This is a genomic window from Bradyrhizobium sp. 63_E2_N1_3 (assembly GCF_052076005.1).
Classification (GTDB): domain Bacteria; phylum Pseudomonadota; class Alphaproteobacteria; order Rhizobiales; family Xanthobacteraceae; genus Bradyrhizobium; species Bradyrhizobium barranii.
This window is the reverse complement of record NZ_CP197235.1, coordinates 8011743-8033490: the sequence shown is the minus strand read 5'-3', so window position 1 is coordinate 8033490 and position 21748 is coordinate 8011743. Positions and strand designations below refer to the sequence as shown.

At 65.0% G+C, this 21748-nt stretch carries 25 protein-coding genes; 14 read left to right on the top strand and 11 right to left on the bottom strand.

Going from position 1 to position 21748, the window contains the following annotated elements:
* Positions 1-290 precede the first annotated feature (290 nt).
* The gene (locus AB7531_RS38190) at positions 291-812 is read left to right on the top strand and encodes a hypothetical protein (RefSeq protein ID WP_063985626.1); all 522 of its coding nucleotides are present in this window, start codon (positions 291-293) and stop codon (positions 810-812) included.
* Positions 813-1001: 189 nt separating this feature from the next.
* Here the strand turns inward: AB7531_RS38190 and AB7531_RS38185 are convergent, their stop codons facing one another.
* Entirely contained in the window at positions 1002-1781 is a 780-nt protein-coding gene (locus AB7531_RS38185) for a protein phosphatase CheZ (RefSeq protein ID WP_063985625.1), read from the bottom strand.
* A 314-nt stretch (positions 1782-2095) separates the two neighbouring features.
* Here AB7531_RS38185 and AB7531_RS38180 point away from each other — a divergent pair, with 314 nt between their 5' ends.
* Positions 2096-2911, top strand: coding sequence for a L,D-transpeptidase (locus AB7531_RS38180; RefSeq protein ID WP_063985624.1), 816 nt, complete (start codon positions 2096-2098; stop codon positions 2909-2911).
* Between the two features lie 73 nt (positions 2912-2984).
* Here AB7531_RS38180 and AB7531_RS38175 read toward each other — a convergent pair whose 3' ends face one another.
* The 6 genes from AB7531_RS38175 to AB7531_RS38150 form a co-directional block, all read right to left on the bottom strand.
* The gene (locus AB7531_RS38175; protein WP_063985623.1) at positions 2985-3860 is read right to left on the bottom strand and encodes a DUF2076 domain-containing protein; all 876 of its coding nucleotides are present in this window, start codon (positions 3858-3860) and stop codon (positions 2985-2987) included.
* Between the two features lie 125 nt (positions 3861-3985).
* Positions 3986-4831 (bottom strand): ChbG/HpnK family deacetylase, encoded by an 846-nt coding sequence (locus AB7531_RS38170; protein WP_063985622.1) that lies wholly within the window; start codon positions 4829-4831, stop codon positions 3986-3988.
* On the bottom strand, positions 4828-5874 hold the full coding sequence (locus tag AB7531_RS38165) for a glycosyltransferase family 2 protein (RefSeq protein ID WP_063985621.1): 1047 nt from the start codon (positions 5872-5874) through the stop codon (positions 4828-4830). The genes AB7531_RS38170 and AB7531_RS38165 overlap by 4 nt, the downstream gene beginning before the upstream one ends.
* Before the next feature lie 85 nt (positions 5875-5959).
* The gene (gene hisG / locus AB7531_RS38160) at positions 5960-6937 is read right to left on the bottom strand and encodes an ATP phosphoribosyltransferase (RefSeq protein ID WP_063985620.1); all 978 of its coding nucleotides are present in this window, start codon (positions 6935-6937) and stop codon (positions 5960-5962) included.
* A gap of 3 nt (positions 6938-6940) precedes the next feature.
* Positions 6941-8092 carry an ATP phosphoribosyltransferase regulatory subunit gene (locus AB7531_RS38155; RefSeq protein ID WP_028157923.1) on the bottom strand — a complete coding sequence of 384 codons (1152 nt, stop codon included), beginning with the start codon at positions 8090-8092 and terminating at the stop codon, positions 6941-6943.
* Between the two features lie 195 nt (positions 8093-8287).
* A complete protein-coding gene (locus AB7531_RS38150; RefSeq protein ID WP_063986705.1) occupies positions 8288-8512 on the bottom strand; it encodes a hypothetical protein in 225 nt (74 codons plus the stop codon).
* 248 nt (positions 8513-8760) lie between these two features.
* Here AB7531_RS38150 and AB7531_RS38145 point away from each other — a divergent pair, with 248 nt between their 5' ends.
* Both AB7531_RS38145 and AB7531_RS38140 read left to right on the top strand, forming a co-directional pair.
* Positions 8761-9213, top strand: a complete 453-nt coding sequence (locus tag AB7531_RS38145) for a hypothetical protein (protein WP_441280253.1) — start codon at positions 8761-8763, stop codon at positions 9211-9213.
* A gap of 10 nt (positions 9214-9223) precedes the next feature.
* Entirely contained in the window at positions 9224-10234 is a 1011-nt protein-coding gene (locus AB7531_RS38140) for a helix-turn-helix domain-containing protein (protein WP_081369124.1), read from the top strand.
* A 56-nt stretch (positions 10235-10290) separates the two neighbouring features.
* Here AB7531_RS38140 and AB7531_RS38135 read toward each other — a convergent pair whose 3' ends face one another.
* On the bottom strand, positions 10291-11055 hold the full coding sequence (locus AB7531_RS38135; protein ID WP_063985618.1) for a 16S rRNA (uracil(1498)-N(3))-methyltransferase: 765 nt from the start codon (positions 11053-11055) through the stop codon (positions 10291-10293).
* Positions 11056-11266: 211 nt separating this feature from the next.
* On the opposite strand from AB7531_RS38135, the gene AB7531_RS38130 reads away from it, so the two are divergent.
* Both AB7531_RS38130 and ubiA read left to right on the top strand, forming a co-directional pair.
* Positions 11267-11926 (top strand): hypothetical protein, encoded by a 660-nt coding sequence (locus AB7531_RS38130; RefSeq protein ID WP_063985617.1) that lies wholly within the window; start codon positions 11267-11269, stop codon positions 11924-11926.
* Complete coding sequence (ubiA, locus tag AB7531_RS38125; protein WP_063985616.1) at positions 11923-12855, top strand: 4-hydroxybenzoate octaprenyltransferase; 933 nt, start codon at positions 11923-11925, stop codon at positions 12853-12855. The genes AB7531_RS38130 and ubiA overlap by 4 nt, the downstream gene beginning before the upstream one ends.
* Before the next feature lie 113 nt (positions 12856-12968).
* Here the strand turns inward: ubiA and AB7531_RS38120 are convergent, their stop codons facing one another.
* Entirely contained in the window at positions 12969-13487 is a 519-nt protein-coding gene (locus AB7531_RS38120) for a DUF6101 family protein (protein ID WP_063985615.1), read from the bottom strand.
* A 276-nt stretch (positions 13488-13763) separates the two neighbouring features.
* Here AB7531_RS38120 and AB7531_RS38115 point away from each other — a divergent pair, with 276 nt between their 5' ends.
* The 7 genes from AB7531_RS38115 (at position 13764) to AB7531_RS38085 (ending at position 19929) form a co-directional block, all read left to right on the top strand.
* The gene (locus tag AB7531_RS38115) at positions 13764-15167 is read left to right on the top strand and encodes a TldD/PmbA family protein (protein WP_063985614.1); all 1404 of its coding nucleotides are present in this window, start codon (positions 13764-13766) and stop codon (positions 15165-15167) included.
* Positions 15154-15972 (top strand): 3'(2'),5'-bisphosphate nucleotidase CysQ, encoded by an 819-nt coding sequence (locus tag AB7531_RS38110; protein WP_063985613.1) that lies wholly within the window; start codon positions 15154-15156, stop codon positions 15970-15972. Before AB7531_RS38115 ends, AB7531_RS38110 begins: the two co-directional genes overlap by 14 nt.
* A gap of 60 nt (positions 15973-16032) precedes the next feature.
* Positions 16033-16275: a DUF4170 domain-containing protein gene (locus AB7531_RS38105; protein ID WP_063985612.1), complete on the top strand. Its 243-nt coding sequence runs from the start codon at positions 16033-16035 to the stop codon at positions 16273-16275.
* Positions 16272-16985: a lysophospholipid acyltransferase family protein gene (locus AB7531_RS38100; RefSeq protein ID WP_063985611.1), complete on the top strand. Its 714-nt coding sequence runs from the start codon at positions 16272-16274 to the stop codon at positions 16983-16985. Before AB7531_RS38105 ends, AB7531_RS38100 begins: the two co-directional genes overlap by 4 nt.
* Positions 16978-18282: a 3-deoxy-D-manno-octulosonic acid transferase gene (locus AB7531_RS38095; RefSeq protein WP_063985610.1), complete on the top strand. Its 1305-nt coding sequence runs from the start codon at positions 16978-16980 to the stop codon at positions 18280-18282. Before AB7531_RS38100 ends, AB7531_RS38095 begins: the two co-directional genes overlap by 8 nt.
* A complete protein-coding gene (gene lpxK, locus AB7531_RS38090) occupies positions 18275-19291 on the top strand; it encodes a tetraacyldisaccharide 4'-kinase (RefSeq protein ID WP_231143640.1) in 1017 nt (338 codons plus the stop codon). Before AB7531_RS38095 ends, lpxK begins: the two co-directional genes overlap by 8 nt.
* A gap of 302 nt (positions 19292-19593) precedes the next feature.
* A complete protein-coding gene (locus tag AB7531_RS38085; protein WP_063985608.1) occupies positions 19594-19929 on the top strand; it encodes a GYD domain-containing protein in 336 nt (111 codons plus the stop codon).
* A 382-nt stretch (positions 19930-20311) separates the two neighbouring features.
* Here the strand turns inward: AB7531_RS38085 and AB7531_RS38080 are convergent, their stop codons facing one another.
* Positions 20312-20509, bottom strand: coding sequence for a hypothetical protein (locus AB7531_RS38080; RefSeq protein WP_223153847.1), 198 nt, complete (start codon positions 20507-20509; stop codon positions 20312-20314).
* A 510-nt stretch (positions 20510-21019) separates the two neighbouring features.
* Between AB7531_RS38080 and AB7531_RS38075 the strand changes: the two genes are divergently transcribed.
* Positions 21020-21334, top strand: a complete 315-nt coding sequence (locus AB7531_RS38075) for a hypothetical protein (protein WP_063986703.1) — start codon at positions 21020-21022, stop codon at positions 21332-21334.
* 16 nt (positions 21335-21350) lie between these two features.
* On the opposite strand, the gene AB7531_RS38070 is transcribed toward AB7531_RS38075, so the two are convergent.
* A complete protein-coding gene (locus AB7531_RS38070; protein WP_014491939.1) occupies positions 21351-21578 on the bottom strand; it encodes a DUF2093 domain-containing protein in 228 nt (75 codons plus the stop codon).
* Between the last annotated feature and the right edge of the window lie 170 nt (positions 21579-21748).

Genomic DNA, 21748 nt, shown 5'->3' with positions numbered 1-21748 from the left:
GTGGGTAGGGGCGGCGTCCGTCCACCCTCTTGCCGAGGATCGAACGGCGCGCTTAGCAATCGGGCTTTCCGAGTGCTAATAGTGCGCCCGGAAATATGGCTTGGCCGCGATCCTGTCAAGCAAGGGTGGTTAAGCGATTGGTGAGGCGGATATAGGATCGTGTCTAGAGAAACTTATTGGTCGCGCTGGCGTATAAAGGACGTCATTGCTCCGACAGCGGTTTTGCGCTTGGCTGCAGGAGGGATGCGGTCGGGGTCTCATTTGGGGGACGGTTTGCTCGGGGGAATGTCATGATCAGGTCAGCTCACGCACGCACGGTTGCCAATCTGGCGGCCGCCTCCTGCCTGGCGCTGCTGCTTGGCGCCTGCGGCGGCGGTATGAGCCTGCCGTCGTTCTCGTCGTCTTCGCCGCCGCCCGAGGCTGAGCCCGGCACCGGCCCGGAAATGCCGGCGAGCATCCGCGCCGACGAGATCGTCGGCCGCTGGGGTCTCGCCTCGTTCCAGAACCCGGCCGACCGCGCCCGCACCGAGGCCGCGGCCCGGGCGCAGTGCAAGAATCCCTACGTGATCACCGCCGGTTCCTCCGGCGGCGTGATCATGCATCTCGCCGACCAGGCGACGCCGCAGGAGCTGCGGCTGAAGGGCTCGCCCAGCGGCAAGAACTACATCGGCCCGGCGGGTCCCACCCCCGGCGAGCAGGACCGCGAGATCGTCTCCTTCGACGGCCGCGTCCTGATCACCCGCTTCATCGACAAGGACGCCGCCACCCGCTACGGCAACATGGTCTACGTCCGCTGCGCGCCAAGGGCGTAGTTTCTCCTTCGTCATGCCCCGGCTTGACCGGGGCATCCAGTACGCCGCGGCCTCTCGGCTCAATCACCGCCGCCTCTGGAATACTGGATCGCCCGGTCAAGGCCGGGCGATGACAGTGGAGGGGATGGCCCCAAAAACAAAAACGCCGGCTCTCGCCGGCGTTTTGTTTTTCCGTAATGCCGCGCCCGATCAGTCGAACAGCGCGTCGATGTCGTCCTGCGAGGCGTGGCCGACGTCGCCGGCGAGCTTGGGGCCGTTGAGGAGCTTTTCGTCGTCGCTGCGGGTGTCGGCCGGCGCGGGCACATGGGCCTTGATCGCGTCGACGCCGCCCCAGATCTCCATCATCGCATTGATGTGCTGCTCGATGAACTTCATCGTGGTCATGACCTTGCTGATGCGCTGGCCGGTCAGGTCCTGGAAGTTGCAGGCTTCGAAGATCGAGATGACGCGTTCCTGGATGTCGTCGGCGAGCCGCTTCTGCTGGTCGGCCGATTGCACCTTGGACATCGCGCTGGCCGCCTGGTCGATCGATTCGGCGGCTTCGAGGATCTGCTGGGTCGCCTGCTCGGTGCCGCCGACGACCGCGCCGAGCTCGCCATTGACCTTGGCCATCTCGCCGCCGTCGAAGCTCTTGCCGTGCAGCGTCGCGATCTCGCGCTTGGTGCGGTCGATGGCGTCGTGGATGAGGTCGAGCTCGACCTTCAGCTTCTCGCACTGCTCGATCTGCGCCCGGTAAGTATCGAGCATGGTACGAGCTTCGGAGAGCTCGTGGGCGGTGGAAGCGTCGATCGCCGCCATGGCCGCGCTGCCGGACAAGGGCACGGTGCCCTTCGCCATCTGTGCGCGGATCGCACGCAGCTCCGCCATGATCTCGTTATGCATCGGCGCAGCCTCCTCAATCATTTCGGGGCTGGGCATCTCGCCGACAATAGCCTCCTCGACACGAAAACGTTTGCGGTGAATAGCCATCAGGAACTCCCCCCACCTCACTCACGCGTCTTTGTAGACAGAAGCAATTTAACACGAGGTTCACAGCGGGAACTGTTGCGCGGCCGCACGCGACGGCGCGAAAAGAAGCGATTAACCATGGGCCTGCGGCGTTCATGGAAAATAAACGCTGATCGCCAAATTGCACCCTCGCTCGCGACGTGGTGAATCGAAACGGCTGATACGTTTACCAAACAAAACGGCTTTTGCTCTTTATTGACCACGTCGCGGTCGCCGGTCAGCCATCGGCTCTGCACGACGCATGGGATCTAGACGAAACAGTACAGAGTACGTCGATGTTCAAGAAAATGTCTGTCGCGCTGCTCGGCAGCGCTTGCACCTTCATTGCCGGCGCGAACAGCGCCAGCGCCTTCGACAATAGTGTGCCGAACGATCCGCCCGCGGTGCTCTACCAGCCGCAGGTGCAGCCGGCGCCGGTGCGTGTCGCCTCCAATGCGAATATGGGCGGCGGCTTCATCGAGTTCCTGTTCGGTGACGGTCCCGGCCGCGGCCCGGCCTACGCGCCGCAGCAGCCGGTTTATCAGCAGCAGCCCGGCTATTACGACCAGCGCCGCCTGCCACCGATGGGCGAGCCGCAGATGCAGGGTGGATATCAGCAAGGCGCAGGTCTCCAGCAGGAGGCGGTCGATCCGCGCCAGCGTCCGTTCGATCCGAGATTCGAGAAGCAATCCGTCGACTATAGCGGCAAGGAAACTGCCGGCACCATCGTGGTCGATACGCCGAACAAGTTCCTCTATCTGATCGAGGGCAACGGCCGGGCGATGCGCTACGGCATCGGCGTCGGCCGTCCCGGCTTCACCTGGTCCGGCGTGAAGTCGATCACGGCCAAGCGCGAATGGCCGGACTGGACGCCGCCGGCGGAAATGATCGCGCGCCGGCCCGACCTGCCGCGGCACATGGAAGGCGGCCCGGAAAACCCGCTGGGCGCGCGGGCGATGTATCTTGGCTCGACGCTCTACCGCATCCACGGCTCCAACGAGCCCTGGACCATCGGCACCAACGTCTCCTCAGGCTGCATCCGCATGCGTAACGAGGACGTCATCGACCTCTACGGCCGCGTCAATGTCGGCACCAAGGTCGTGGTGATGTGATCGTCTGACGCTCGACATGAAAACGGCCGCCTCCCGGGCGGCCGTTTTTGTTTGTCGCGCTGATCGGGCAGCCTCACGCGTAGTCGCTGCCGCCATCGTCTCCGCCGCCGAAATCGCTGTCGTCGTCGGCTACGTCCATATTGCCGTTGTCGTGGTCGTTGTCGTCGTAGTTCTGATCGTTGTTGTTGTTGTCCCGGTCGTTCGACGCCTGGTCGGTGAAGCCCTGGCGGGAACCGTCGTCGCGGTCGCGGTTGGAGCCGATGTCGTTGAGACCGGCATCGCGCGCGAGCGAGCCGCCGGACTGGTCACTGCCGCCCCAGGGACTTCCACCAGCGCTGCGGTCGCCGAGCGCGTTGGTGTCGCCGAAGGCCTGCTGGTGCGATCCGCCCATCATGCCGCGGATGCTGGAGAGCAGCAGCGAGCCGCCGACGACGCCGGCCGCGGCTGCCGCCGCGGTGCCGAGGAACGAGCCGCCGCCACCGCCCATCGGCGGAGCGCCATAGCCCTGACCCGGAGCTTGACCGGGACCTTGACCTGGGCCTTGGCCGTAGGCCTGTCCATAAGGAGGCGGCGCGCCGTAACCGGGCTGCGTCTGCGGCATCGCCTGACCGGTGTTCCAGACCGGCCGCGCGTCACGCGGCGGCACGTTCGGAACCGAGCCGCGCGAGGGGCCTCCGCCGAACAGCGAGTCGCGCATGGTATCGAGGAAGCCGCCGGACTGCGCCTGCTCGGGCGCATGGGCCGCTTCCAGCTCCTGGATGCGGTTATGAGCACGCTTCAGCGCTTCGTCCTGCAATAGCGTGGTCTGCACCAGTGCGTAGACCGCGCCGGGCGCCTTGCGCAGCCCGTCGGAGATCGCGGCGATCGCGTCGGGATCCCGCGGTGCATTTTCCAGTTTCGAAAGCCGGTCGAAAAGCTCGTCGACGAGCTGGCGTTCCTGCGGCGTCATGATCAGTCTCCCTCGCTCAAACCAAGCGCGAGGCAGATGTAGGGTTCCATTGTGGCCCCAACAGTGCCGGCCGGATTAAATTTCGGTATGCGACAAGCTGCCCAGCGGCTTGCTTTCCGCCGGTTTCACCCCAGCGTGACGCCGCTGTCGGCCAGCAGGCGCGCAAACCCATCGCCTGAAAGATAAGCATGCTCGCGTTCGCGGACGTCGGTCATCGGATCGAGGCCGGTGAGGACATCGTCGACGAAGCCGGGGTGGCACATCACGAGGCCGCCATCGGGGAGGCCTTCCAGAAACTGCCGCATCAGCGCGCCGAAATCGGCCTCGCGCGTAAAATCATAGGCGCCGGCAAAGCCGGGATTGAAGCCGAGGCCGGCGCTGGCGGCGCGGCGGCGGAATTGCGCGCTCAGGATATCGAGCACCATGGCTTTTGGTGAGGCCAGCCGCTGCACGAGCGGCAGGTCGCGCCCGCCCTGGCGGACCCAGGCTTTCGGCGCGGCTTCGCTGACCGCATCGACAAAGCCGTCACGCACCTGCGGATACAGCTGCACATGTTGGTGGCCGTCGACGAAGTCGGGCGCGCGCCCGAATGCTTCCGCGAACGCCGCCAGCTGCGCCTTGACCTCATTGCGAAAGAATTCGCGGTCGAGCCGGCGCGCAAGGCCGGCGCGCAGCAGCTTCGGGAACGGCACGAACATGTCGCCGTCCAGCGGTCGGAAATGCATGGTGAGCGGCCGGAACGGCGCCGACAATGTCACGTGCAAGCCGATCGCGCAGCGCGGGCTCGCTTTCGCCGCCGTCTGGAGCGCCTCGATCTCGCCGCGCTCGATCGCCGGTCCCACCATCATCACCGAGGTGGCATTGAGACGCCCGCGTTCGATCAGGTCGCGGATGGCCCGATTGACGCCCGGGCTGATGCCGTAATCGTCGGCGCAGAGCCAGATCCGCCGCAGGCCCGCGGCCGCGCTCATTCGGCGGCCGTCCTCTTCGAGGCGTCGTCGGCCTTCCCGGTCTCGAAATGCTTTTCGCTGTGCTCGGCGACGAAGTAGATCGGGCGCGCCTTCAGCTCGGACAGGATCTTGCCGATATATTCGCCGACGATGCCGATCATGATGAGCTGCACGCCGCCGATGGTCATCAGGCCGATCACGAGCGAGGGATAGCCGGGCACCTGCTTGCCCGTGGTCCAGACTTCCCAGAGGATCGAGAGGCCGAACAGGAAGGCGCCGCCGGCGAGGATCACGCCGAGCAGGCTGGCGAAGCGCAGCGGTGCCACCGAGAACGAGGTCACCCCTTCGATCGAAAGACCGAGCAGGCGCGCGGCGCTGAAGGTCGTCACGCCATGGGTGCGCGGCGCGGGCTCGTAATCGACGCGGATCTGGCGGAAGCCGATCCAGCTCGCGAGGCCCTTGAAGAAGCGGTTGCGCTCCGGCAGCTGCCTGAGCGCTGCGACCGCGCGCGGCGACAGCAGGCGGAAGTCGCCGGCGTCTTCGGGGATCTTCTGGCGCGCGCCCCAATTGATCAGCGAATAGAACCCGCGCACGGCGACGCGGCGCAGGAAGGGCTCGTTGTCGCGATGCGCCTTGGCGGTATAGACGACGTCATAGCCGTCCTCGATCCAGTGCCGCACCAGCTGCTCGACCAGGGCCGGCGGATGCTGGCCGTCGCCGTCCATGAACATCACGGCGCCGAGCCGGGCATGGTCGAGGCCGGCCATCAGCGCGGCTTCCTTGCCGAAATTGCGCGACAGCGACACCACCTGAACGTCGACCGCGTCGGCCGGCAGCGACCGGGCGATCGAGAGCGTCGCGTCCGCGCTGCCGTCGTCGACATAGACGACTTCGCAACGCAAGCGATAGCGCTGCTGCAAGGTCTTGGCGAGATCGCAAATGCGCTGGTGCAGGGCGGCGAGGCCCGCCGCCTCGTTGTAGACGGGGACGACAATCGACAACCCCTTCGCGGCGGCACTGGCCGCGGTGGTCGTCATGCCGGAAACGTCAGAGCCCAGCGTCATTGATCAAGGTTCCAGAGGCGTCCATGGTTCTCAACAGCATATGGTAGCTGCCGTTTGCTGTCGCTACGCTGAACGGACCTGAGGCTCACTGCCGCAGGAATGCCTCGAGCTTGGCGAACAGCGGGTTCTCCCGGTCGAACACATAGTCGAGCGAAACCACCGAGACGGTCTCGGCGCCATGCTCGCGCAGGAAGCTCGCCAGCGCATAGAGCTGACCCGGCGGACAGTGCAGCGTCAGCATGCCCGACGAGGTCGGCCCGCCGAACGGGGCTTCGACACCGAAGCGCTCGTGGGCTTCGCCGAGCAGGGCGGCGTCGCATTGCTGGAAGCGGGTGCGGACCTCGCGGTATTTGTTGGCCCGCGCCCTTGCTGCGATGTGATCGAGGATGACGCGCGCGGTCTCCCGCGCCTGCGGCGACCAGTCGGCATCCTTCGAGGCGACCAGATTGGCCTGGCTGCGCAGGATCACGCCGTCGTCGAGCACCCGCAAGCCATTGGCGGCGAGCGTCGCGCCGGTCGTGGTGATGTCGACGATCAGCTCGGCGCTGCCGGCCGCCGGCGCGCCTTCGGTCGCGCCCGCGCTTTCGACGATGCGGTAATCGGTGATGCCGTGGCTCTGGAAGAAGGTGCGGGTGAGGTTGATGAACTTGGTCGCGACCCGCATCCGCATGTGATGCTGCTCGCGGAAGCCGGTGGTGACGTCGTCGAGGTCGGCCATGGTGCGGACGTCGATCCACGCCTGCGGCACCGCGACGACGACGTCGGCATAGCCGAAGCCGAGCCCGTCGATCAGGGACACGCGCTTGTCGGCATCCGCGATGTTCTCGCGCACCAGGTCTTCGCCGGTGACGCCGAGATGCGCGAAGCCGCGCGACAGTTGCGATGCGATCTCGCTCGCCGAGAGATAGGCGACCTCGACATTGTCGAGGCCCGCGAGCGTGCCGCGATAGTCGCGCGCGCCGCCGGCCTTCGACAGCTTGAGCCCGGCGCGGGCGAAGAACGCCTCGGTGTTTTCCTGCAGGCGGCCCTTGGAGGGAACGGCCAGGACGAATGGCGCGCTCATGACTTAAGCTCCCACCTTGCGACCGATCCGGGTCAGCGCGTCGACCCAGACCGAGAAGCCGACCGCGGGGATCGGCTCGGCCGATCCGAGCTGGGTCATCAGCCCGTCATAGCGGCCGCCGGCGACCAGCGGCTCGGCGCCGTTGCCCCTGTGATGCAGCTCGAATTCGAAGCCGGTGTAATAGTCGAGGCCGCGTCCGAACGCGGTCGAAAAGCGCGTCTGCTTCACGTCGATGCCGCGCGCGGCCATGAAGCCGACCCGGCTTTCGAACTGGTCGACGGCGGCGCTGAGGTCGAGCTTCGCGTCCGTGGTGAGCGCGCGGAGCTCGGCGACGGCATCGTCGGGATTGCCTGCGATCGACAGGAAGCGCTTGAGCACGGCGATCGCCTCGCGCGGCAGCGCGCCGCCCTTCAGCGTCGACTGCTCGAGGAAACGGTCGGCGATCTCGGCCGTGGTGCGGCCCCCGACATTGGTGGTGCCGGCGATCGACATCAGATCGGTGACGAAGGCGAGCGCCGCCTTGCGGTCGGAGCCGGCGAGCGCGGCCAGCACACCCTCATATTCGCTGCGGGTCGCGGTGGTCGCGGCCGCCAGCTTCTCCAGATCTTTTTCCAGGCTGATCTTGCGGTTGAAATCCTTGACCAGGCGGCGGCGCCAGACCGGATAGAGGTCGAGCGCATCGAGCAGGGCGTTGAACAGCGCCACGTCGCCGGTGCGAATCTCGACATCGCGGACACCGAAGGCTGCGGTCGCTTCCAGCGCCAGCGCCAGCATCTCGGCGTCGGCCGCGGCGCGGTCCTGGCGGCCGAACGATTCGATGCCGGCCTGCAGAAATTCGCTGGCCTGGCCGCTGCGGTAGCGGAACACCGGGCCGAGATAGCTGAACCCGGCCGGCTGGCCCGCGCGGCTCGAGGTGAGGTAGTCGCGGGCGACGGGAATGGTCAGGTCCGGGCGCAGGCAAAGCTCTTCGCCGGACAGGTCCGTCGTCAGGTACAGGCTCTTGCGGATGTCCTCGCCGGAGAGGTCCAGGAACGGCTCGGCCGGTTGCAGGATCGCGGGCTCGGCCCTGACATAGCCGGCCTGCGCGAACGACAAGAGCAGCGTGTCCGCCCAGGCGGCGGAGCCGGCAGCATTTGAGGTGGCAGTCGCGGTCATAACAGGGGTCCATCGTCCCGGTGGAACCGGGCAGGGCGAAAGAAGGGAGGCGAATTGGCGCAGGCCTTAGCATGGCGCGAAAGCGGTTTCGACCTCCAAAGGATCAATCGCTTAACGGCTTTGGAGGCGGGACGCAGCGATCTGTCAGAAAGTATTTTAGGTATTTTAATACCTAGGGCGGGAGGGGCCTGGCTTTCACTCAGTTTGGCCAGGGAGATCTCTGGGCGCATCGCCAAGCGATGCATCGGTCGAGGCGAAGGCAATCCCTGCGGTTTCGGACGCGGCGTGATCTGCGAGCTCCTCGGCAAGCTCGAGAATTCTCTGCCTCCTGCTCGGGTCCCTTATGCCGAGAAATGCCTTGATGAGCCCTAGCTCCTCGCGTCGCCGCCTGTCCGATGCAACATCGTCGTCCATGGCCATGTCGTCCTGCGCGACAGCCTCATTGCCCGTCGCTGATTCCTGTCCGGGCATGCGACTCAATGCAGCAACCGCAAGCTCAACGTCACATTGAGAAATTGAGGAGGACAGGCAAGTCGTCGCATACTCATATTGGGTATGGCGGATGACCCGTTCGCTGCTGCCTTCGCTTACAATGTGAATGTTGGTTTCGATTCATGCGCAATGCATCAGATGCTATCCGGACGGTCTCGCGACACACGCTGGCCTATATGCTGTTTTCGATCAGCGAGCTGTTCCCGCACTACGACGAATTCGATCCGCTGGACCTATTGATCGTTCATGCGATTCTCAACGCAAACGTGATCAATGTGATGAACGATCCGTCGCTGGACGAGAGATTCTCCAGCATTCACGCGGTCGAGCCGGATGCGATCAAGCAAGGGGTGTCCCGCGCGGCGCTCTCTCGCTTCCTCAGCCTGCCGCTCGAGACGGTTCGCCGTCGCGTGACGGGACTTAAGAGACGAAAGATTCTCGCCGAAACCAAGGCCGGGCTCATCGTGACCGAGCAGAACGCATTCAGGTTTGGAAACAATCACGAACTGCAGAAGACTAATATGCTGCTGCTCACAAAACTGCTTCGCGATCTCAAGCGCGCCGGCATCAACGGGCCGGATGATCTGCGTGCCCCCAAGGGCGCGGCATCGACAAGGAAGGCGAAGTAAGCGGCAGGATATGGATCAAAGCCTTCTCGATACTGCTCGCGATGGAACGCAAAGAACAGCATTAGACGGCTTGCTGTCGTTTCAGGGCCTCAAGCCATCCGCGGCTCTCGAGCTCCGATCGTACGACATCGATCATTTCGGAGAGAGTGAGAGATATGCCGGCGCATCCAGCATGCCGCTGTCGGCGGGGGCGACTGCAATCAAGCGTGCCCAGCTCAGCCTGCCGGTCCTGACGCTGTCTCTGGTGAAGACCTTCCCGCGGATCATCCGCGGTTATGATCTGGCGCACGCCATCGCGGTGGCGGTGCCGATGGACCATGTGACCTCCACCCGCATCAACGGGCAATCAATTGGCAGCTCCATACTCGTTCTCAAGGGGAGATCCGATTGCCTGGTCTATGAGCCGGCGGGGCGTTTGTGGGCTGTCGCCTATTTCAGCCCGCCCGAGCGCGAGCCCTGGTCTCAGCTGGATGACGGCTATCATTTGCTGAGTCCGGCATCGGAAGTACTTGCCTCCCTGCATGGCTCGATTTCCACGACGCTTGAAACCGCGGCACATGATCCAGACTTCCTGAACGAGCCGACGTCGCGAACGGCGGTCGAACAATCCCTGTTCGCCGCAATGGATGCTGCCATTCGGTCCAACGTGAAGCGCGGGCCCATGCACTCCACGACGGACAGCTATCAGCGGATCGTCGCAGAGATGGAACGATTGATCCGCCACGATCTCGCGATCTGGCACAAGACGACCGAACTGGCAGAGCGGGTGGGAGTGTCCGTTCGGACCCTCCAGAGTGCGACGCAGGCCATCTGCGGCATGAGCCCTCATCGCTACAGCCGGGTCTTGCGCCTCTGGTCGGTACGAAAGCAGCTGCGCACCGGCCCGGCTCGTCGCAGTGTGAAGGCCTGCGCAATCGGCCATGGCTTCTGGCATCTGAGCGAGTTCGCAGCGAGCTATAGGGCGGCTTTCGGAGAGCTGCCGTCCGAGACCCTGCATCGGTCGAAGCGAGAGGTCATCTAAAGCGCGAACCTGTAGAGCCGCCGCGCGTGAATCGACCTTAGGTTCGCCTGACTAGGTTAGGTGCCGCCCCAGTCGCCCAGCACCGCCTGCACCAGCGCCAGCGCCGCCACCGCGGCCGTGTCGGCCCGCATGATTCGGGGTCCCAGCGCCAGCCGCAGGATTTTCGGCTGCCGCAACAGCAGGGCGCGCTCCTCCTCGGCAAAGCCGCCTTCGGGGCCGATCAGCACGTCGATGCCAACGCTGCCTTGGTCATGTCCGGCTTCGCGCGCGTCTTGCAGGCTCTGAATGGGGTTTTGGACCTCCGCCGCTTCATCGCAGAAGATGAGCAGCCGGTCGGCAGGGCGCTGACTGAGATACCGGTCCAGCGGCACCGGCTCGGCGACCGTGGCGATGCTGAGGATGCCGCATTGCTCGGCGGCCTCGACGACATTGGCGCGCATCCGCTCGGTGTTGACCCGGGAGGCCTGGGTGAAGCGGGTCAGGACCGGCTGAAGCGTGGCAGCGCCCATTTCGATGGCCTTCTGGACCATGTAGTCCAGCCGGGCATGCTTGAGCGGGGCAAAGACGTAGGTGAGGTCAGCGAGCCGGTCCTGGGGCCGGGCCTGCTGGAGGATGACGAGGCCGTCCGGCCGCTTGCGGCCTTCGATCGCGGCCTGCCACTCGCCGTCGCGGCCGTTGAACGCCAAAACCTCGGCCCCGGCGGTAAGCCGCAGCACATTGCCGAGATAATTGCTCTGGTCGCGGTCGAGCGGAACCCTGGCGTCCTGGGCAAGGGGGACATCGACAAACAGGCGGGGGGCACGAAAATCGTGGGAGGGCATCGTTCAAAGGTCCAATTTGCCGCCGTTATTAACCGAAAGCCGCCATTTCGGGGGTAAATATTGCCAAATCGGTGCGTCGGCGCGCCGCGCTCTTGCCCTATTCGACGGGTTGTTAAGGGCCGGCGGGAATCGTAAAATCGCGAGCACGCTGGTTGCGCTTCAATTGGGAAGACGCCAAGCCCCGTAAGCTCCTGCCGGAGAGACTGCCTTGATGATCCGTCATTTGATGGTTCCGATCACTGCCGCCATGGTCACCTTGGGCGCCGCGGGTGCCCACGCGCAGGGCTTCCCTGCGCCGCTGCCTGGCCAAGCCCCAACCAGTTCCGCGTTTCCGCCCGTGAACGGCTCGGCGCCGAGCGCTTCGGTCGGTGCAGCGCCCCAAGGATCGTTTCCCGTGAACGGCGCCGCGCCCGTCGGTGGCGCAGGTGCCTTCAGCGCCGCCCCGCCGACGCAAGGCGGTCCCGGCGAGGACTGCATGAAAACCTTCATGCCGCTGCGCGAGGAAGCCGAGAAGCGCGGCAAGCTGATCAAGGCCGCGAGCGATCGTCACGCCTCGCCGGACGAAGCCTGCAAGCTGATTCGCAATTTCAGCCAGGCTGAGACCAAGATGATCAAGTACATCGAGGTCAACGCTTCGAAGTGCGGGATTCCGGCGCAGGTCAGCGCGCAGATGAAGGACGGCCACAAGAACACCGAGGCCATGGCGACGAAGGTCTGCAACGTCGCGCAGCAGATGCAGAACCAGCCGCGCGGTCCGGCCGGTCCGTCGCTGAGCGAGGTGCTGGGCTCGGGCTCGGCGCCTGAAGCCAATGCCGGCAAGAAGGGCGGCAGCACCTTCGATACGCTCAACGGCAACGTCCTCACCCGATGAGTGATACATCCGCCCGCGTTGCCGATTCCACCGGCAACTGGGTCGATACGCTTGCGCCGCAATGGGCGCGGCCTTATTTGCGCTTGTCCCGCTTCGATCGTCCGATCGGCTCCTGGCTCCTGTTGATGCCGTGCTGGTGGTCGGCGGCGCTCGCGGCGGGCATGGCGCATGATGTCCGCGGCCTGCCCCTCACCATCGTGCTGTTCTTCATCGGCGCCTTCGTCATGCGCGGAGCAGGCTGCACCTGGAACGACATCACCGACCGGGATCTCGACGACAAGGTCGAGCGCACCCGCTCGCGGCCGCTGCCGTCGGGCCAGGTGACGACCAAGCAGGCGCTGGCCTTCATGGTCGCGCAGGCGCTGACCGGTCTCGTGGTGCTGCTGCAATTCAACCGCTTCGCAGTCCTGACCGGCATCGCCTCGCTTTTGATCGTCGCGATCTATCCCTTCATGAAGCGCATCACCTGGTGGCCGCAGATCGTGCTCGGCCTCGCCTTCTCCTGGGGCGCGCTGATGGGATTTGCCGTCACCTTCGGGCGCATCGAATTGACCGCGCTGGTGCTCTATGCCGGATCGATTTCGTGGGTGATCGGCTATGACACGATCTATGCGCACCAGGACGCCGAGGACGACGCGCTGATCGGCATCAAATCCACCGCGCGGCTGTTCGGCGCGCACACGCACCAGGCGCTGATCCTGTTCTACGGGCTTGCGGTGATGCTGATCGGCGTCGCGCTGGCCTCAGGCGATGCGCGCTGGCCGGCCTGGCTCGGGCTTGCGGCGTTCGCCGTGCATCTGGCCTCGCAGATCGTGCGGCTGGATATCAGCGACCCCTTGCTCTGCAAGCGCCTGTTCTTCTCGAACAAGTATGCGGGCTTCCTGCTGTTTGCGGGATTGCTGGTCGACGCGGTGATGCGGGCGGCGTAGCCCGTAGGGTGGGCAAAGGCGCTCTTGCGCCGTGCCCGCCATCTTCCCGGGATTGAGATAAAAAAGGTGGGCACGCTTTCGCTTTGCCCACCCTACGGCACTGTGCGTGCCGTTCAATTCCTTGCGATGATCTCGCGTTCGCCCTGATGAACCGACAGCTCGCGCGTCATGGCGGTGCGCCGGCGCATCAGGAATTTCGGACGGCGGGCGCGGATCGCGTTGGCGCGACGACGGCGCGGCGTCGGCTTGCGGGCACCTTCGTCGAGCTGCGGAAGCGCAAACAGCTCGCTCCAGATCGCCCAGGCCTCGGCGAGCTCGTCGCCATCGTTGCTGACCAGCAGCGGAACGGACAGCGAGGGATCGCGATGCACGAGGACGAGGGTCTGCGCCTCGTCATTGCCGCGCAACGCAACGCCGATGAAGTCGCTGACGCGGACGTTGATCGCCATCTGCATGCCGCGGACGGCACGGCGCAGCACGACACGCTCGCGATGAAGCTCGATCTGCCTGGTGTATCCGTCGGCGCGCGGATCGTGCGCATCGAAGCGGACCGGAAGGGAAAGAGGGTCGAGCCGCAAGCTGCGGCCCGACCCGGCGGGAGCGATCCCGCTTGTTGCTGTTTGACGCCTCACGGCTTTAGTTCTCCCCGCCGGGATTATGTTCCCGGTCGATGCGAGGACCTTAGCGCGCGCCGTTCCGAAACCACTTAAAAAGGCTGGTTAATCCAGCGTCACCGCCGCTCATGATTGACAAGACCTTGGCACGCATGATTGACGAGACGTTGCGCTAGACTTGCGAATCTGAGCTTTTTGCGGGCTGAAAACGCTTGAAGTCCGTACCAATTGGGCACATCTGGTGTTCAGGGCCGGTATCGCCCCGAAACCTCCCGCCGCAACAGGATTTCGTTTGTGAACCCTTCACCAAGCTCGACGCTTTCGCCCCAGGATTCGTCCAAAGCCAATCGCGACCTGTTCGATCAGACCGCGCTCTCCGATCTCGCGCAGCGGCTGGTCGAGGCGGCCAAGCGCGCCGGTGCGGATGCGGCCGATGCCGTCGCCGTGCGCGGCGTCTCGCAGGGCGTCGAGGTGCGTGACGGGCGCGTCGAGGAATCCGAACGCTCCGAGGGCGACGATGTCGGCCTGCGCGTGCTGGTCGGCCAGCGCCAGGCGGTGGTCTCGACCAACGACGTCAGCGGCGATGCCGTGACCAAGCTTGCCGAGCGCGCGGTTGCGATGGCGCGCGTCGCGCCCGACGACAAATATGTCGGCCTGGCCGATCCCGCGCTGCTGGCGCGCGACTTCCCCGATCTCGATCTGCTCGATCCCGACGTGCCCGCGACCTCCGAGCTCGAGCGCCGCGCGCTCGAAGCCGAGGCTGCCGCGCTCGCCGTGAAGGGGGTGACCAAGTCCGGCGGCGCCTCCGCCTCCGCCGGCATGGGCGGCATGGTGCTCGTCACCAGCACCGGCTTTCATGGTTCTTATTTGCGTTCCAGCCAGGGCATTTCAGCGACCGCGATATCGGGCGAAGGCACCGGCATGGAGCGTGATTACGACTTCACCTCGGCGCCGCACGGCGCCGATCTCCTGTCGCCGGAAATCGTCGGCCGTTCCGCCGGCGAGCGTACCGTGGCGCGTTCCAATCCGCGCAAGGTCGAGACCTGCAAGGTGCCGGTCGTGTTCGATCCGCGCGTTGCGGGCTCGCTGGTCGGCCACGTCGTCGGTGCCATCAACGGCGCCTCGATCGCACGCAAGACCAGCTTCCTGAAGGACAAGCTCGGCCAGCAGCTGTTCGCCAGGAACATCCGCATCATCGACGATCCCCTGCGCAAGCGCGGCCTGCGCTCGCAGACGTTCGATGCCGAAGGCGTCGCGGTGAAGAAGATCGCGCTGGTCGACGAGGGCGTGCTGACGACCTGGCTGCTCGACTGCGCGACCGCGCGCGAGCTCGGCCTCACCACCACCGGCCACGCCCATCGCGGCGTCTCGTCCTCGCCGTCGCCCGGGCCGTACAATCTGCATCTCGAACCGGGCACGCCGACCCCGGCCGAGCTGATCGCCGACATCAAGCAGGGCTTCTACGTCACCGACCTGATCGGCTCCGGCGTCAACGGCGTCACCGGCGATTACAGCCGCGGCGCCTCCGGCTTCTGGATCGAGAATGGCGAGCTGACCTATCCCGTCAGCGAAGTCACGATCGCGGGCCATCTGTTCGAGATCTTCAAGTCGATGCAGCCGGCGAACAATCTCGAGTTCCGCTACGGCATCAATGCGCCGACGGTGCGCATCGAGGGTTTGACGCTTGGCGGACGCTGACGCGCATGCAACTGACGAAACCATCCTGACGCGCGACGCGGCGCTGCTGCAGGACGCGGTGCGGGAGGCAGGCAGCCTCGCGCAGTCGATGTTCCGCACCGAATTGAGGACGTGGACCAAGGGCGCGTCCTCGCCGGTGTCGGAAGCCGACATTGCCGTCAACGATTTGCTCGAAGCGCGCCTGCGCTCGGCGACGCCCGATTATGGCTGGCTGTCCGAGGAGAGCGCCGACGACGAGGTGCGGCTGTCGCGGCGGCGGACCTGGGTGGTCGATCCCATCGACGGCACCCGCAATTATCTCGGCGGTCATGACGAATGGTGCGTCAGCGTCGCGCTGGTCGAGGATGCCTCGCCGGTGCTGGCTGCGGTGTTTGCGCCCGCGACCGACGAGTTCTTCTTCGCGGCCCGCGGGCAGGGCACGACGCTCAACGGCAAAGCCGTGCGGGCGGCGTCCGGATCCGCGCTCGACTTCTCCCGCGTCGCCGGCCCGAAGCCGATGGTCGAGCGGCTCAATATTGCTGGCGGCGACATCAAGCTGCATCCGCGAATCGGTTCGCTCGCGCTGCGCCTGTGCCGGGTCGCCGATGGCGTGCTGGATGCGGCTTTTGCCGGGGGCAACAGCCATGATTGGGACCTTGCGGCGGCCGATTTGATCGTGCAGGAAGCGGATGGTAGGATGAGCGACCTCTCCGGAGATCCCATCCTCTATAACCGCCGGGAAGTCACGCACGGGGTGCTGGTGGCAGCGGGTCGCGATCGTCATGCGGGCATCGTCGCGCATTTTCGAAATCGTCCCTTGCCCTGAGTGCGTCCGTCGTGCTTCTCGAACACTGCTTTGCCGGGCAGCCCGTTAGGAACAGAACCCATGCCAGATAGTGCCCCGCAACAATTGCTGCATCTCGTCATCGGCGGCGAACTGCTCGATCTCGAGCACAACACCTTCAAGAACCTCGATGACGTCGAGGTCGTCGGCCTCTATCCGAACTATGCGTCCGCTCACGTCGCCTGGCGCGCCAAGGCGCAGAGCACGGTCGACAACGCGCAGATGCGCTACTTCATCGTCCATCTCCATCGGTTGCTCGACCCGAATCAAGAACCGGCGCGTTGAAAAAACTGCTTCGCAATACGCTGCGAAGCAGCTGGTTTCAGCGTGCCGTCGGGGTTCTGGCGGCCGAATATCTGCGCCTGGTCTGGCGGACCAACAAATTCACGTTCGATCCGCCTGACGTCTATGACATCGTCGAGCCGCAGATCCCCGCGATCTTCGCCTTCTGGCACGGCCAGCATTTCCTCACGCCCTTCATCAAGACCAAGGAGTCCTACCGGGCCAAGGTCCTGATCTCGCGGCATCGCGACGGCGAGTTCAACGCGATCGCCGTCGAGCGGCTCGGCATCGGCCTCATCCGTGGTTCCGGTGACCACGGCGGCGCCTTCCACCGCAAGGGCGGGGTGGGCGCGTTCAGGGAAATGGTGCACACGCTCCAGGACGGTTGTAATGTCGCGCTGACCGCCGATGTCCCCAAGCGCTCGCGCGTGGCCGGGCTCGGCATCATCATGCTGGCACGGGAATCGGGGCGGCCGATCATGCCTTTCGCGATGGCGACCAGCCGCTTCATCCGGCTCAAGAACTGGGACCGCACCACCATCAACCTGCCGTTCGGGCGGGGCGCATTGGTCGGCATCAAGGAAATCCACGTGCCGCCGGATGCCGACGCCGCCACCATGGAAGCGCTGCGGCTGGAGCTGGAAGAGACCTTGAACGAGGCGACCCGCCGCGCATACGCGCAACTCGGCCGTCCGGGGCCCCAAGATGGCTAATTCGCTGCCGATAACGCTGCGGATGTACCGGCGCCTGGCCTCGGGCCTGGTGCCGCTTGCGCCGGCGCTGATCAAGCGGCGGCTGAAGCAGGGCAAGGAGGATCCCGCCCGCGTCGGCGAGCGGCGGGGCCTGTCCCGGGACGTGCGTCCGCACGGCCCCCTGGTCTGGATTCACGGCGCCAGCGTCGGTGAGGTGCTCGCCGCAGCCGCGCTGATCGAGCGCCTGCGCGACCTCAATCTGCGCATCCTGCTCACCTCGGGCACCGTCACCTCCGCCGCCGTCGTCGCAAAGCGCTTTCCGCCCGACGTCATCCATCAATACGTGCCGTATGATTCCCCGCGCTATGTCGCGCGCTTCCTCGATCACTGGAAGCCGTCGTTGGCGCTGTTCATCGAATCCGATTTGTGGCCGAACCTGATCCTGGCGGGCGCCGCGCGCCGCCTGCCGATGGTGCTGATCAACGGGCGGATGTCACCGCGCTCCTTCCCGCGCTGGCGGCGGATGTACGGCACCATCTCGGCGCTGCTGTCGCGGTTCGACATCTGCCTGGCGCAATCGAAGACCGATGCTGAACGTTTCTCCGCGCTCGGCGGCCGCGACGTGGTCACCACGGGCAATCTCAAGCTCGACGTGGCCGCGCCGCCGGCCGATCCCGCCAAGCTCGAGCGGCTGATGGCGATAACGCGCGGCCGCCCGATCATCGTCGCGGCCTCGACCCATCCGGGCGAGGACGAGATGCTGGTCGCGGCGCATCGCAGCCTCGTCGGTTTCTTCCCGCAGCTTCTGACCGTGATCGTGCCGCGGCATCCGGATCGCGGCACCTCGATCGCGGGCCTGATCACGGCGTCGGGCCTGAAGCCGGCGTTGCGCTCGCGCGAGGAATTGCCGACGGCCGCGACCGACGTCTATGTCGCCGACACCATGGGCGAGCTCGGCCTGTTCTACCGCCTATCGCCGGTCGTGTTCATGGGCGGATCGCTGATCCGCCATGGCGGCCAGAATCCGATCGAGGCGATCAAGCTCGGCGCCGCGATCGTCCATGGTCCGCACGTCTTCAACTTCGCCGATGTCTACGAGGCGCTCGACGGCAGCGGCGGCGCGCGCCAGGCCGACACACAGGAGGCGCTGGTCAAGCAGCTCGGCCAGTTGCTGGCCGATGCCGCCGTGCGCGACGGGATGCAGCGCGCCGGCGCAGGCGTGGTCGAGGAGCTCGGCGGTGCGCTTAATCGCACCATGACGGCGCTCGAGCCCTATCTGTTGCAGCTTACCATCGAGATGGGGGCCGCCAATGCGTGAGCCGGCCTTCTGGTACCGGCCGCGTTCCTTCAAGTCTCATGCGTTACGGCCGTTGGGCTTGCTCTATGGCGCGATCACCGAACGGCGCATGCTGCGCCAGGGCTTTGACGCCGGCATCCCCGTGATCTGCGTCGGCAACTACCATGTCGGCGGCGCCGGCAAGACGCCGACCGTGCTCGCATTGACAAAGCTGTTGCGCGAGCTCGGCGAGACGCCGGTGGTGCTCAGCCGCGGTTATGGCGGGCGCCTCAAGGGTCCGGTCATGGTCGATCGCGAGCGTCACACCGCTTCCGACATCGGCGACGAGCCGCTGATGATGGTGCGCGACGTTCCTGTCGTGGTCGCGCACGACCGTCTCGAAGGCGTTGCGCTCGCGAAGTCGCGGGGCGCGACCGTGGTCCTGATGGACGACGGTTTCCAGAACCCGCGCCTGCTGAAGGACGCCTCCCTGATCGTGATCGACAGCGAGCGCGGCCTCGGCAACGGCAAGGTGTTTCCGGCCGGTCCCTTGCGCGCGCCGCTGAAGGCGCAGCTCGCGCGCACCGATGCGCTGGTGCTGATCGGCAATGGCCATGCCGCCAACGATGTCGCGGCGGAGCTTGCGAAGCGCAACAAGCCGGAGCTGCGCGCGCGCCTGAAGCCGGATGCGGCCTCGGTCGCGCAACTCCTCGGCAAACGAGTCTTTGCGTTCGCCGGCATCGGCGATCCCGCGCGTTTCTTCCGCAGCTTGCGTGCCTGCGGCATCGAGGTCGCGCGCACGCGCCCCTTTGCCGATCACCACATGTTTTCGCAGAACGAGATCGCGGCGCTCGCAGCGGAGGCGCAGCGCGAGCAGCTCACGCTGGTGACGACGGAAAAGGATCTTGCGCGCCTGCGCGGCCGCGAGGGCGTGCCCGACGGCATCGTGCCGTTCGCGGTGCAGCTCGAATTCGATGATCCGGCAGCGCTCCGGCAATTGATCAGCGATCATCTCTACAGGGCGCGCGAGCGGCGGTTCGGCAGGCGATGATGTCTTGATGATTTCTTGGCGTGGGCAAAGCGCTCCGCCGTAGCCCAACACCGCGCGCCATGCGATATGCGACAATTGACCGGGGCGACATGTCGCGGCGGATGAATTGTCTTCCGCACGTTCGGGAGTTGATGTAGCCTCGCATGAGAGCCGTCACCGGGACGTGCCGAACTCCCGGCAATCATCGGCGGCGTTTATGCCCACGGCGGGCAACGTACCATCATCATTTCAGATGCGAGACCGTTACGATCAGTTCGGAACGGCCGGAGAGTTATTGCCAAAAGCTCAGAGGAGAACATGCCATGCATTTTTGCCTCACTGGACAATATACACCACGCGCTCTCAACGCCATTTTGGAAAACCCCACGATCAATCGCCAGGAGGCGGCGACAAAACTCATTGAAGCGGCCGGCGGCAAGCTGATTTCGATGTACAGCGTTGCTGCCGACGGTCCGGGCGTTCTGGTGATTTTCGATGTGCCTGATCCGAGCACGGCTCCGGCCATCTCCGGTCTGACCGTCACGGTGGGCACCCTGCAGAACGTGAAACTGACCCGGCTGTTCACGCAGGACGAGATCAAGCAGGTCCGCCAGAACGCGGCGAAGCTGCGCTCTTCGTATAGTCCGCCCGGAGGCTGACATCCGGATCTCAAGCGATGCCGCCGCAATCGTATCGGGCGGCGGCAACGCTTACCTCACAGCAAAAAGCAGGTCTGCGCGCTGAGGCGAGGCGAAGGCCTTCCGGCGTCTATCGACGGACGATGCGGAGGGCGCGTGCTGTGTCCGGCGCCACAGGTCCGACTGAACGTGCTTGCCAGCGGACCCGTCAAGGGCATGCAATCCCGGCTCAGCGGTCAGTCCCCTCACCAGGCTCCAACAGCCATCATTCCGATGATGGTCAGGCACGAGACGCAGGCCACCATGACAGTATAGCATTCGGGTGTATTCATCGCTTGCTCCCAAACTGCCGCCAATTGCTTGGTCACTGCTACGCGGGAGAGTTCGCCGGTCTCGGGCCGCTTCAATGCGGCACGCCGCGACCGGTCTTGCGTTGTGCGTCCGTCCTCTCATCGTCACCCTGATCCGCAAGATGATGATGCGCTTCGGAAGCTTCAGAGCGTTGAGCTATGATCAGAAGCTGTTTCCGCATTTCAGCGAGGCGGGCGCGGCAATATTCACGATAGAGCATGTCTAGTATGGTGGGCATGATCACCCCCATCGTTGACTTTCGATTTAAAAAGTATCCACCGCGAATTTTCGAGGTGATCGTAGCCCGTCAGATGGCTCTTCCGATGTGAGCCCGTTCACAGACTGCATCAATTCCAAAGCTCAATGGTCGTTTGGTTGACTTGATGGTCTGTGCGGCAAAGCAGCAGGGCTAATTACCTAACGCGCACTTTAGCAGCGCTCTGTTTCACCAAGACTTCGTCAAACAACTTGAGGGCGCCGAACCGCAGCGAAAAATCCAACTACAGCGCGAAGTGACTTACCACGGAGTGCAAGCGCGATTCGATGCAACGCAGATCGGCACGACGGAGATCATTTCGGCGGTAAGGCCTGCAGTTCAGGTGCGCACGAACATCGTCTCCATCCTCATGCTGCGCGAAAGGCTGTGCCGCTCGTGCGATGCCGGCAGGACAGCTACACTTTGCTCACCCTGCAGCAGCCTGCCATTCAGCCGACATTCATCGCAAGACGCCTATCGGTTCCAGACGATCAGGAGAATCCGATGAAACTGCCATCCGCAGCCGTCGCTGCCAGTCTTGTGTGTCTGATCATTGCGCCCGTGTTTGCGCAGACGGCGCCGACGACGGCTCCCGCTGCTCCAACCAGCACGGTGCCAGTCCCCGCGACCAAGCGCGTCACATGTCTTGCGACGACGCAAAGCCTGAAGGGCCAGGACAAGCGCGACCAGATGCAGCTCTGCATGGCGCAGGCGCGGGTCGATTGCCTCAAGCAGGCGATCGATCAGAAGGTCGTCGGCGAGCCCAGGAAGACCTTCATCAAGACCTGCGTGGGCGGAGATGCCACTGAACAGCAATAGAAGCGCAGGCGCGGCCTCACGGCTGCGGCTTCAGCGCGCCGGGGAAATGCCGCTGCAGCACGGCGGCGGGCGTGGCGTAGGCCTCTTGCAGGTCCACGCTCCAGTACTTCAATTCGTCGAGCGGTATCCGCGTGTCGGTGATCGCGCAGCGCACGAAGGTCCCCGGCGAGATCACGCGGAAATCGCCGTCGAGATATTGCACCTGCGCTTCGCCATGGCCCGAGGGGCCGAACTTGTTCAGCACGGTCGAAAGTCTCCGTGGAAGGCCTCTCCGTGGAAAACCCTGGAGGGCACGATGTGTTGGACGGGATTTAGCATAGATAGGGTGGCTTGTCCGCCCGGTAAACCCACCGGTTTGTGATGTTTTGCCGCCGTTTCCGCATGATAGTGCTTCGCGCGAGGGATGGCCGGTTC

Coding starts and splice junctions, on each gene's coding strand:
- AB7531_RS38190 (WP_063985626.1), top strand. CDS start 291: ATGATCAGGTCAGCTCACGCACGCACGGTTGCCAATCTGGCGGCCGCC.
- AB7531_RS38185 (WP_063985625.1), bottom strand. CDS start 1,781: ATGGCTATTCACCGCAAACGTTTTCGTGTCGAGGAGGCTATTGTCGGC.
- AB7531_RS38180 (WP_063985624.1), top strand. CDS start 2,096: ATGTTCAAGAAAATGTCTGTCGCGCTGCTCGGCAGCGCTTGCACCTTC.
- AB7531_RS38175 (WP_063985623.1), bottom strand. CDS start 3,860: ATGACGCCGCAGGAACGCCAGCTCGTCGACGAGCTTTTCGACCGGCTT.
- AB7531_RS38170 (WP_063985622.1), bottom strand. CDS start 4,831: ATGAGCGCGGCCGCGGGCCTGCGGCGGATCTGGCTCTGCGCCGACGAT.
- AB7531_RS38165 (WP_063985621.1), bottom strand. CDS start 5,874: ATGACGCTGGGCTCTGACGTTTCCGGCATGACGACCACCGCGGCCAGT.
- hisG (WP_063985620.1), bottom strand. CDS start 6,937: ATGAGCGCGCCATTCGTCCTGGCCGTTCCCTCCAAGGGCCGCCTGCAG.
- AB7531_RS38155 (WP_028157923.1), bottom strand. CDS start 8,092: ATGACCGCGACTGCCACCTCAAATGCTGCCGGCTCCGCCGCCTGGGCG.
- AB7531_RS38150 (WP_063986705.1), bottom strand. CDS start 8,512: ATGGCCATGGACGACGATGTTGCATCGGACAGGCGGCGACGCGAGGAG.
- AB7531_RS38145 (WP_441280253.1), top strand. CDS start 8,761: ATGCTGTTTTCGATCAGCGAGCTGTTCCCGCACTACGACGAATTCGAT.
- AB7531_RS38140 (WP_081369124.1), top strand. CDS start 9,224: ATGGATCAAAGCCTTCTCGATACTGCTCGCGATGGAACGCAAAGAACA.
- AB7531_RS38135 (WP_063985618.1), bottom strand. CDS start 11,055: ATGCCCTCCCACGATTTTCGTGCCCCCCGCCTGTTTGTCGATGTCCCC.
- AB7531_RS38130 (WP_063985617.1), top strand. CDS start 11,267: ATGATCCGTCATTTGATGGTTCCGATCACTGCCGCCATGGTCACCTTG.
- ubiA (WP_063985616.1), top strand. CDS start 11,923: ATGAGTGATACATCCGCCCGCGTTGCCGATTCCACCGGCAACTGGGTC.
- AB7531_RS38105 (WP_063985612.1), top strand. CDS start 16,033: ATGCCAGATAGTGCCCCGCAACAATTGCTGCATCTCGTCATCGGCGGC.
- AB7531_RS38095 (WP_063985610.1), top strand. CDS start 16,978: ATGGCTAATTCGCTGCCGATAACGCTGCGGATGTACCGGCGCCTGGCC.
- lpxK (WP_231143640.1), top strand. CDS start 18,275: ATGCGTGAGCCGGCCTTCTGGTACCGGCCGCGTTCCTTCAAGTCTCAT.
- AB7531_RS38085 (WP_063985608.1), top strand. CDS start 19,594: ATGCATTTTTGCCTCACTGGACAATATACACCACGCGCTCTCAACGCC.
- AB7531_RS38080 (WP_223153847.1), bottom strand. CDS start 20,509: ATGGGGGTGATCATGCCCACCATACTAGACATGCTCTATCGTGAATAT.
- AB7531_RS38075 (WP_063986703.1), top strand. CDS start 21,020: ATGAAACTGCCATCCGCAGCCGTCGCTGCCAGTCTTGTGTGTCTGATC.